We start from the raw sequence: 8,590 nt of genomic DNA, 5'->3' as shown, positions 1-8,590 counted from the left end.
CGGACGTCGCCAACTTCATGATCGACGCGGGGGGAAGCGGGGTTGAGGGCGTTAGAAGCCCAGGGCTTGGGCTCGGCGTTTGACTTCGCGGGCCTGGTCGCCGGAGAGGGCGGCCGCCGGGGTGGCACCGGGGAGGGTGTCGTCCGGCTCGTAGAGCCAGCGCAGCGCGGCCTCGTCGTCGTAGCCGTTGTCGGCGAGCAGGTTGAGCACACCGGGCAGGTGCTTGAGCACGGTCTGGTTGGCCACCAGGTCCGCCGGCACCCGGCGGACGCCGTCGCGGCGGACCGCCAGCAGCTCCCGGTCGCGGATCATCTGGTGCACCTTGCTGATCGACACGTCGAGGCGCTCGGCGACGTCGGGCAGGGTGAGCCAGGCGGCCGGGTCGGCGGGTCCGGCGAGTTCGAGGCCGGGCACGGCCTCGTCGGGTACGGGTTCGGTCACCCGATCACCCTGCCACGCCACCGGCCGGACGGGCCACCGGCACCCCGGATGACCGGCCCCGACCCGGCGGGACGGGAGCGGCGAACGCGGCGGGACGGACCAGTTCCTTACCCGGGCTGTAGCATCCTGTTCAACCTTCGCCCCCTGGACACATAGACTCCCTGCCGATGGACACACAGGTCGCCGACACGTTGCTGGGCTCGCTGATCGACGGGCGCTACCGCATTCGCGGTCGCGTGGCCCGTGGCGGCATGGCGACCGTGTACACCGCCACCGACGAACGCCTCGAGCGCACCGTCGCCGTAAAGATCATCCACCCGACCCAGGCCCCCGAGGCCCGGGCGCGGATCGCCAACTTCGTGACCCGGTTCACCGACGAGGCGAAGACCATCGCCCGGCTGACCCATCCGAACGTGGTGGCGGTCTACGACCAGGGCACCCACGCCGGCCTGCCGTACCTGGTGATGGAGTACGTGCGCGGCCGTACGCTGCGCGACGTGCTGGCCGAGCGACGCCGGCTCAACCCCGACGAGGTGCTGGCCATCGCCGAGCAGATGCTCGCCGCGATCGCCGCCGCGCACCGGGCCGGCCTGGTGCACCGCGACGTCAAGCCGGAGAACGTGCTGGTCGCCGAGGCGCCCACCGGTGGCGTCGCCAACCTGGTGGACAGCGTCGTCAAGGTGGCCGACTTCGGGTTGGCCCGGGCTGTCGAGGCCAGCGCCGACGAGGAGCAGGGCAACCAGCTGATGGCCACCGTGGCGTACGTCGCCCCGGAGCTGGTCACCGAGGGCCGGGCCGATCCGCGCACGGACGTCTACTCGGCGGGCATCGTGCTGTTCGAGATGCTCACGGGCCGGGTGCCCTACGACGGGGACCGCCCGGTGGACGTCGCCTGGCAGCACGTCGACCGGGACGTACCGGCGCCCTCGACGCTGGTCCCCGGCCTGCCGTCGGTCCTCGACGACCTGGTGCAGCGCGCCACCCGACGCGATCCCGACGCCCGGCCCGCCGACGCCGGTGCGCTGCTGGCCCAGGTGCAGGCGGCCCGGGAGAACCTGGGCGACGCCAACAGCCGTACCGCCGTGCTGCGCCGGGTGACCGACGAGCCGCCGGTCTCCCAGCCGACGATGATGGTCGCCACGGTCCGTCCGGCCGAACGCCCGTCCTGGGCCCGGCTGCCCGAGGGCGGCCAGGGGCCGGGTCGGCGGCGGGCTGCCCCGGAGCCGGCGGAGAGCCCGTGGTCCCGGCTCGCCGAGCTGCGCAGCACGGTGATGGGCAACCCGCAGGGCCGGCTGGCGGTCGCGGCCGTGGTGGTCGTGCTGGGTCTGATGGCCGCGGTCGGCGGCTGGTGGTTCGGCGTCGGCCGCTACACGGCCGCCCCGCAGTTGGTCAGTCTGAGCAAGGCCGAGGCGCAGGCGCAGGCCGACCGCGCCGGGCTCACCCTGGCCTTTGACGAGCCGCGCTACGACGAGAAGGCCCCGAAGGACAGCGTGCTGGGGCAGGACCCGACGTCGACCACCAAGATCGTCAAGGGCGGCACGATCACGCTGACCCTCTCCCTCGGCCCGGAGCGCTTCCCGGTGCCGGACGTGATCGGCAAGGAGTTCGAGCTGGCCGAGGCGGACCTGGTCAACGCGAAGCTGGTGGTGGCCAAGGGCACCGCACGCTACGACGACAGCCTGCCGGCCGGTGTCGTGGTGGACAGCTCCCCCAAGGTGGGCACCGAGGTCAAACCGGGCGCGAAGATCACCCTCATCCTGAGCCGGGGTCGGGCGCCGGTGTCGGTGCCGAACCTCGTCGGCAAGAGCCTGACCGATGCCCGGGCGACCCTGGCCCAGCTCAACCTGGTGCCGGTGGAGACGTACAAGGACTCCGACAAGCCCAAGGACGAGATCCTGGGTCAGAGCCCAGCCGACGGCTCCGGCGTGGAGAAGGGCACCGAGGTCAAGCTGGAGATCAGCAAGGGTCCGCCGCTGGTGGTGGTGCCCCGGGTGGTCGACCTGCCCTGCCCGCAGGCCAAGCAGGTGCTGGAGAGTCAGGGCTTCCCGGTGGCGATCCAGTTCAACCCGAACGCCGTGGTCCGGTTCCAGAACCCGGGCGAGAACTCGCAGGTGCCGCCGGGCACCCAGGTCACCATCGGGTGTCTCTGAGATGCCGGTGACCCACTCCCGACCTGTCGGCACGCACACCTCCACCTCCGGAGGGCTGGCCAAGGCCGCCCTGCCGTACGCCGACGCGACCAGCGCCGAGGTGGTGCAGGTCTACGTCTCCAACTCGCGGGGCTGGGCGCTGCCCGCCGGCGACCCGGCGCAGGACGCGCTGTTCCGCGACGGTTGCGCCGAGCGGGGCATCCCCGCCTTCATCCACGCCTCGCTGCTGGTCAACCTGGGCTCGCCCACACCGGCCACCGTCGAGCGGTCGACGCAGACGCTGGCGCACGCGCTGCGTCGGGGCGTCGCGATCGGCGCCCGGGCGGTGGTGTTCCACGCGGGCAGTTCCGTCGACGAGGGGTACGCCGAGGCGGCGATGCGGCAGGTCCGCCAGGAGCTGCTGCCGCTGCTGGACTGGGCCGCCGAGGTCGGCGGGCCGATGCTGCTGGTCGAACCGAGCGCGGGCGGCGGGCGGTCGCTCGCCTCCCGGGTGGAGCAGCTCGGGCCGTACCTGGACGCGGTGGACCGGCACCCCATGCTGGGGGTGTGCTTCGACACCTGCCACGCCTGGGCCGCCGGGCACGACCTGGCCGCCGAGGGCGGGATGACGGCGACCCTGGACACGCTGGTGGCCACGGTGGGAGCGGACCGGCTGCGGCTGGTGCACGCCAACGACTCGAAGGACCTGTGCGGCTCCACCCGGGACCGGCACGAGAACATCGGCAAGGGCACCATCGGCGAGCCCGCCTTCGCCGAGCTGATGGCCCACCCGGCCACCGCCGGCGTCCCGATCGTCGTGGAGACCCCCAGCGAGAAGCAGCTCGGCCACGCCGCCGACATCGCCACCCTCACCCGCCTCCGCCCCTAAATCCACCCTGTTGATCAAGAGGTTTGCGTCATCCGGAGACCGGAACCTGACGCAAACCTCTTGATCAATCCAGGCAGTGCGGGGGGCGGGGGGATCAGGCGGAGAGGACCTTGGTCAGGACCTTGGTGGCGCGGTCGATGCCGGCGTCGTCGAGGTCCAGGTGGGTGACCAGGCGGGCGGTACGCGGGCCGAGCACCGAGATCAGGACGCCCTCGGCGCGCGCGGCGGCGGCCAGGGAGCGCGCGTCCAGCGCGTGCTTGGTGAGGTCCAGCGGGACCAGGTTGGTGCGGACCGTGGTGGCGAGCACGCCGAACGGCGCGACCGCCTCGGCGAGCCGGGCGGCCTTGGCGTGGTCCTCGGCCAGCCGGTCGACGTGGTGCGCGAGCGCGTACCGGCCGGCGGCGGCGAGGATGCCGGCCTGACGCATGCCGCCGCCCATCCGCTTGCGGATCAGCCGGGCGCGTTCGATCTTGTCCCTGCTGCCCACCACCAGCGAGCCGACCGGTGCACCGAGGCCCTTGGAGAGGCAGACCGACAACGTGTCGAAGAGCCGGCCGTACTCGATCAGGGGCACCCCGTCGGCGACGTGCGCGTGCCAGATCCGGGCGCCGTCGCAGTGCAGCGCGACCCCCGCGTCGTCGGAGACCCGGCGCAGCTCCCGCAGCGTGGACAGCGGGATCACCCCGCCACCGCCCCGGTTGTGGGTCTGCTCGACGGCGATCGCCCGGGTGGGGACGGCGAAATAGCCGTCCGGCCGGATCATCCCGGCGACCGTCTCCGGGTCGATGTCCGCGCCGACGGCAGGCCAGGTCCGCGAGGAGATCCCGCCGTACGCGGCCGCGGCGCCGATCTCGTACGTGACGACGTGCGCGTCGGCGTCGCAGAGCAATTCGTCGCCGGGCGGGACCAGCAGTTGCAGGGCGATCTGGTTGGCCATCGACCCGCTCGGGGCGAACAGCGCCGCCTCGTGCCCGAACAGCGCGGCGACCTCGGTCTCCAGCGCGTTGACGGTCGGGTCCTCGCCGTAGACGTCGTCACCGACCTCGGCGGCGGCCATCGCCTCCCGCATGCCCGGGGTCGGCCGGGTCACCGTGTCGGACCGCAGGTCCACGAAATTGTCAGCCACGATTGTCCTTTCGGCTGCCGACTGCGGGGCTCGCAAGCTCACTCCTCGCGTCAGCCACGATTATCCCTACGGCTGCCGACTGCGGGGCTCGCAAGCTCACTCCTCGCGTCAGCCACGGAGCATCTCCGCCACCAGGAAGGCCAGCTCCAACGACTGCTGGGTGTTGAGTCGCGGGTCGCAGGCGGTTTCGTACCGGTCGGGCAGGTCGAGGTCCTCGATGCCCTGGGCACCACCGAGGCACTCGGTGACGTCCTCGCCGGTCAGTTCGACGTGCAGGCCACCGGGGTGGGTGTCCAGCCCCCGGTGCACCTCGAAGTAGCCGAGCACCTCGTCGACGATGCGGTCGAAGTGCCGGGTCTTGTAGCCGTTGGACGACTCGTGCGTGTTGCCGTGCATCGGGTCGCACTGCCAGACCACCTTGGCGCCGGCCGCGGTGACCTTGGCCACGATCGGCGGCAGGGCGTCGCGCACCCGGTGGTTGCCCATCCGGCTGATCAGGGTGAGCCGGCCGGGGACGTTGTCGGGGTTGAGCTTCTCGCACAGCTCGATCGCCTCGTCCGGCGAGGTGGTCGGGCCGAGCTTGACGCCGATCGGGTTGGCGATCCGGGAGATGAAGTCGATGTGCGCGCCGGTGATCTGCCGGGTGCGCTCGCCGACCCACAGGAAGTGCCCGGAGAGGCCGTACGCCCGGCGGTCGGAGACCCGGGTGAGCGCCCGGTCGTACTCCAGGGCGAGCGCCTCGTGGGAGCAGTAGAGGGTGACGGTGCGCAGGGCCTCGTCGTCGGTCATGCCGCAGGCCCGGATGAAGGCCAGCGCCCGGTCGATCTCCCGGGCGATCGCCTCGTAGCGCTCCCCGGCCGGGGAGTTCTTCACGAAGCCCTTGTTCCAGTCGTGCACCGCGTGCAGGTCGGCGAGTCCTCCGGCGAGGTACGCCCGGAGCATGTTCATGGCCGCCGCCGAGTTGGCGTACGCCCGGATCATGCGCTGCGGGTCGGCGACCCGGGCGGCCGGATCGGCCTCCAGCGAATTGATCATGTCGCCGCGGTAGGCGGGCAGGCCGCGCGCGTCGGTGGGCAGTGAGCGGGGCTTCGTGTACTGCCCGGCGACCCGGGCGACCTTGACGACCGGCAGCGACGCGCCGTAGGTGAGCACGATCGCCATCTGGAGCAGCGTGCGGGCGTTGGCCAGCAGGTGACTCTCGGTGTTGTCGGCGAAGGTCTCGGCGCAGTCACCGCCCTGGAGCAGGAACGCCTTGCCCTCGCAGACCAGGGCCAGCTTCTGCCGGAGCTGGTCCACCTCGTAGGGCGCGACGACCGACGGCACGGTGTCGAGCACCTTGCAGACCTCGGCGACGGTGGCCGGGTCGGACCACGGCGGGGTCTGCTCGCGGGGCAGCTCCCGCCAGCGGTCCAGACCGAGGGCCGCGTCCTCGGCGGAGTCGATGGTCGGCCGGCTGGTCTGCAGGCCCGGGCTGCTCACGGCGGGATGGCTCAGCTGATGCCACTCATGGCGCATGACAGAAAGCGTACGGCGACCATGGGCACGCCCGGGCGGCGAGGGGGACGGTTCCGCACGGTGGGAGATCCGGCGCGGGGTCAGGACGCGGGCGAGGGGACGACGCCGGTCGGCGTCGCGCCGGCGGCCGGGGCACCACCCGGCGCCTCCCCCGCGATGCACCAGTCGCCGCCGTCGCGGGTGACGGTGAACACCAGCGGTCGGGTGACGGTGCGCTTGCCGGCGGTGACCGAGACCGAGACGCTGACCTCCTGGCCGCGTGGGCCGGACCGGATGTCGGTGATGGCCGCCTCGGGCACCTGGAAGTGGTCGGCGAAGTCGCCGTTGGGGCCGGTGGCGCTCAGGTCGAACCCGTCGTGCAGCAGCGCGCAGAGCTGGCTGCGGCCGGCGGCGACGTCCTTGGCGGTCATCGCGTCGAGGTACGCCTGCACGCGCTCGCGGGAACGGGTGGCGGCCTCCTCGGCGGGGGCACGATCGGGCCTGGCGGCCGGCTCCTCGCCGCCACCGCCGAGCCCGCAACCGGCCAGGGCGAGCGGCAGGAGCACCAGCGCGGCGGCGGTCACGGCCAGCCTGCGGTGGGTCGAGCGCATGGCCACCTCCGTCGACGGGGACATCGAACTGCCGAGCCGCGAGTCTGCCACATCCGGGTCGACCCGCCCAACGCCGGCGGCCCGGCCGACGCTGGGCGTCGACCGGGCCGCTACGTCACGGGCGGGGAGGGACGGTGCGGGCCCCTCCCCGCCGTGTGGGTGGTGCGTCGGCCCTCGGCTCAGCCGAGACCGCCCTTGATGGCGCCGATGAGCTCGCCGTTGCTGGTGTCACCGGAGAGCTCCCAGAAGAACGCGCCACCGAGGCCCTGATTCTTCGCGTACGTCATCTTGCCGTTGATGGTCGACGGGGTGTCGTAGCTCCACCAGTTGCTGCCGCACTTGGCGTACGCGGTGCCGGCGATCGTGCCGGTGGCCGGGCAGGTGTTCTTGAGGACCTTGTAGTCCTCGATGCCAGCCTCGTAGGTGCCCGGCGCCGCACCGGTGGCACTGCCGCCCGGGGCGGCCTGGGTGACGCCGGTCCAGCCCCGGCCGTAGAAGCCGATGCCGAGCAGCAGCTTGTTGGCCGGTACGCCCTTGCTCTTGAGCTTCTGGATCGCCGCGTCGGAGTTGAAGCCCTGCTGCGGGATGCCGGTGTACGACGTGAGCGGCGAGTGCGGGGCGGTGGGGCCCTGGGCGTTGAACGCGCCGAAGTAGTCGTAGGTCATCGGCATCAGCCAGTTGAGGTTGCCGATGGCACCGGCGTAGTCGGTGGCGTCGATCTTGCCGCCGTTGCTGCCGTCCGCGGTGATCGCGGCGGTGACCAGGGCGTTGGACCCGAACTTCGACCGCAGCGCGCTGATCACGTTCTTGAACGCGTTCGGACCGCTGGTGTCACAGGTCAGGCCGCAGGCGTTGGGGTACTCCCAGTCGACGTCGATGCCGTCGAAGACGTCCGCCCAGCGCGGGTCCTCGACGAGGTTGTAGCAGCTCTCGGCGAAGGCGGCCGGGTTCTGCGCGGCCTGGGTGAAGCCGCCGGACCAGGTCCAACCGCCGAAGGACCAGATCACCTTGAGGTGCGGGTTCATCTGCTTGAGCTTGCGCAGCTGGTTGAAGCTGCCGCGCAGCGGCTGGTCCCACGTGTCGGCGACGCCGTCGACGCTGTCCGCCGCGGTGTACGCCTTCTCGTAGTCGGCGTAGCTGTCACCGATGGCGCAGCGGCCGCCGGTGGTGTTGCCGAAGGCGTACAGGATGTGGGTCAGCTTGGCGGCCGAGCCGCTGGTCTGGATGTTCTTGACGTGGTAGTTGCGGCCGTAGACGCCCCACTCGGCGAAGTAGCCGACGACCTTCTTGTCACCGGGATTGGTCGGCGGCGGGGTGGTCGGCGGTGGCGTGGTCGGCGGCGGGGTGGTGGGCGGCGGCGTGGTCGGCGGCGGCGTGGTGGGCGGAGGGGTGCCACCGCCGCATGCCGCGCCGTTGATGGTGCAGTTCAGCGGCGCCTTGTAGGCGCCGGTGCCGTTGTAGCCCCAGCTGAACGAGGCACCGGGGGCGATCCCGCCGGCCCAGCTCTTCTTGACCGCGACGTAGTGGTTGCCGCTGCTGGTCACGTCGGCGTCCCAGGAACTGCTGATGGTGGTGCCCGACGGCAGGTCGAACTCGATGCGCCAGGTGCTGACCGTGGCACTCGACCCGTTGGTGACGGTCACCCTCGTCTCGTGACCGGTCCCCCAGTCCTGTGCCTTGGTGAACGTGGTGGTGACCGTGCCGGCGCCGAACGCGGTGGTCATCGGCACCGCTGTGACGGCCACGGCGACCACGGCACCGGCCCAGAGGGCCCGGCGGAGCGATCTTTTCATGAGGCGTCTCCCGAACTGTTAGGAAACTTTCCAAAAGAGATGGTGAGACGGTACTCACGGCGTCATCACTTCGTCAAGATGTGCATGTTTCGATTTCTCCTGGTGCG

7 protein-coding genes are annotated in these 8,590 nt (G+C 71.7%); 2 read left to right on the top strand and 5 right to left on the bottom strand.

Annotated elements, in window-relative coordinates; translation table 11 throughout:
* Window positions 1-51 precede the first annotated feature (51 nt).
* Window positions 52-441 (bottom strand): Rv2175c family DNA-binding protein, encoded by a 390-nt coding sequence (locus M8C17_RS28445; RefSeq protein ID WP_252419642.1) that lies wholly within the window; start codon window positions 439-441, stop codon window positions 52-54.
* 167 nt (window positions 442-608) lie between these two features.
* On the opposite strand from M8C17_RS28445, the gene pknB reads away from it, so the two are divergent.
* Window positions 609-2,591 (top strand): Stk1 family PASTA domain-containing Ser/Thr kinase, encoded by a 1,983-nt coding sequence (gene pknB / locus M8C17_RS28440; protein ID WP_252419641.1) that lies wholly within the window; start codon window positions 609-611, stop codon window positions 2,589-2,591.
* 1 nt (window position 2,592) lies between these two features.
* The gene (locus tag M8C17_RS28435) at window positions 2,593-3,459 is read left to right on the top strand and encodes a deoxyribonuclease IV (RefSeq protein WP_252419640.1); all 867 of its coding nucleotides are present in this window, start codon (window positions 2,593-2,595) and stop codon (window positions 3,457-3,459) included.
* Window positions 3,460-3,553: 94 nt separating this feature from the next.
* On the opposite strand, the gene M8C17_RS28430 is transcribed toward M8C17_RS28435, so the two are convergent.
* The 4 genes from M8C17_RS28430 to M8C17_RS28415 all read right to left on the bottom strand — a co-directional run bounded on the left by M8C17_RS28430 (window position 3,554) and on the right by M8C17_RS28415 (window position 8,483).
* Entirely contained in the window at window positions 3,554-4,585 is a 1,032-nt protein-coding gene (locus M8C17_RS28430; RefSeq protein WP_252419639.1) for a low specificity L-threonine aldolase, read from the bottom strand.
* Between the two features lie 108 nt (window positions 4,586-4,693).
* The gene (locus tag M8C17_RS28425; RefSeq protein ID WP_252419638.1) at window positions 4,694-6,100 is read right to left on the bottom strand and encodes a class II 3-deoxy-7-phosphoheptulonate synthase; all 1,407 of its coding nucleotides are present in this window, start codon (window positions 6,098-6,100) and stop codon (window positions 4,694-4,696) included.
* Window positions 6,101-6,180: 80 nt separating this feature from the next.
* Window positions 6,181-6,690 (bottom strand): nuclear transport factor 2 family protein, encoded by a 510-nt coding sequence (locus M8C17_RS28420; protein WP_252419637.1) that lies wholly within the window; start codon window positions 6,688-6,690, stop codon window positions 6,181-6,183.
* Between the two features lie 179 nt (window positions 6,691-6,869).
* Window positions 6,870-8,483, bottom strand: coding sequence for a glycosyl hydrolase family 18 protein (locus M8C17_RS28415; protein ID WP_252419636.1), 1,614 nt, complete (start codon window positions 8,481-8,483; stop codon window positions 6,870-6,872).
* Between the last annotated feature and the right edge of the window lie 107 nt (window positions 8,484-8,590).

The sequence above is a fragment of the Micromonospora sp. RHAY321 genome (genome assembly GCF_023896955.1).
GTDB lineage: Bacteria > Actinomycetota > Actinomycetes > Mycobacteriales > Micromonosporaceae > Micromonospora.
The sequence above is the reverse complement of the archived record's forward strand: the minus strand, read 5'-3'. Positions and strand labels throughout refer to the sequence as shown.